Origin of the sequence: Moorena sp. SIO2C4, assembly GCF_010672485.1 — a bacterium.
In the GTDB taxonomy this organism is placed as follows: domain Bacteria; phylum Cyanobacteriota; class Cyanobacteriia; order Cyanobacteriales; family Coleofasciculaceae; genus Moorena; species Moorena producens.
Genome location: NZ_JAAHGN010001454.1, coordinates 1 through 1,406, shown reverse-complemented (window position 1 = coordinate 1,406; position 1,406 = coordinate 1). Strand labels below are relative to the sequence as shown.

The window sequence follows — 1,406 nt, the reverse complement described above, 5'->3', positions numbered from 1 at the left end:
TCAGCTGTGTTTACTTTTGAGCAAGAACTTAAAAAGCATGAACGCTATGGTAAAGCCAAGGCTATTTTTCGATGCACTTGTTGACTGGGTGCCAAAGCGGCGAAACCAGTCATACATCATCATCACCATATCAGGGGAAGCTAATCCACCATTGTGGGAACCAACCAACAGCACCTTACTGTCCGGAATGTGCTGCCAGCCATCAGTTTTCACCCGAAAGTAGTAGCGATAAAACCATTCCCACTGGGGCAGATAGGATTTAATTACTTCTGGATCTCGCTCTTCTAAAGACCAACCAAACCGATGCGTCAAGGCTATACTATTGAGTTAACTACAGTTAAATCCTATTCCAAAAAAACCTGAGCTAGAGGTTAAGTTGATCACTAAAAGCTCCTACAAGGGATCCGACTGTATTCGTAAGCATATGCGCGTAGCGCTAATCGCTGTTCGCTGATAGCTTACCTGTATTGTTTATTATACTGTTAATTTAGCGCTTAGTGTATTAATTTCCTCTTGCTCCGGGTCTCGGTCAAAAATGAGTATATATTTCATGTCAGGCATCAGTCTGCGCAGAACTTGTAGATGAGCCTCAGCGTCAGTTCGGCGACGAAAGCGAGCGACAATAATTCGCTGCATTTTAGGAAGTGGCTTGATAATACACCATGGGCTTAGTCGATCGCGGTAGGTCATAACACCCTGCTCCATCATGTTTGATTTATTATTCTGATAAAACTGATAAATAGATTAAATCTTTTTGACTAATACCTACAGTTATAAAACTACAGTTATAGCCGTTAGATCCTTAAGCAGTTGAACGCTTCAAGACAGTGCTTTTAGCGCCTCTACTTTCTAGGGTGATCTGACCACGGTTAGATCACCTAAATAGTCTGCTTGCAGTTGATATGCTTGTATAGATGTCCAACCCTCCGAGGTGCAACTATTGGCCTTATAGCTCTCTAAACCTTGTCAAACATTATCCACTGTTTTATAATCAAATAAGTTAGTAACTTGTTTAACTTCGGAACACTACCGCCCAACGAAGAACTAAAAGCTAAAACAGCTGGTCGTAAGTTAAGCGACGTAAAATAATGGACTGAGTGAAGTTACAGTGCGGTTTGAGAGTAGGCAGCAGAGCCTCCATTAAGAAAATTAGCGCAATGCTTTTGGCATTGCTTTGTCGGCAACAACCATTAGTTTTAACTAATGCTATACCATCGTCCTATCTGCTTGTGAGTAGGTTTGTACAGGTTAAATGTTGCACCCTATCTATAAAAGCAGCTACAGTAGAATGCTGTGTTGCCAAATTGCCGATTTTAATAAAAAAACTTTTGTTATAGCAGTCGCCAGCGATGCAGCGCGGTCTTGGGGAGCCAGTGCGGTCTTGGGGGTTCCCCCCATGAGCAACA

General features: G+C 42.2%; 1 protein-coding gene and 1 pseudogene. Both read right to left on the bottom strand.

Going from position 1 to position 1,406, the window contains the following annotated elements; genetic code table 11:
• Positions 1-84 precede the first annotated feature (84 nt).
• Positions 85-312 (bottom strand): annotated as a pseudogene (locus F6K20_RS38540) (glycerol acyltransferase); the annotation flags it as partial.
• A gap of 162 nt (positions 313-474) precedes the next feature.
• Positions 475-705: a hypothetical protein gene (locus tag F6K20_RS38535; RefSeq protein ID WP_008185999.1), complete on the bottom strand. Its 231-nt coding sequence runs from the start codon at positions 703-705 to the stop codon at positions 475-477.
• Positions 706-1,406: the final 701 nt, after the last annotated feature.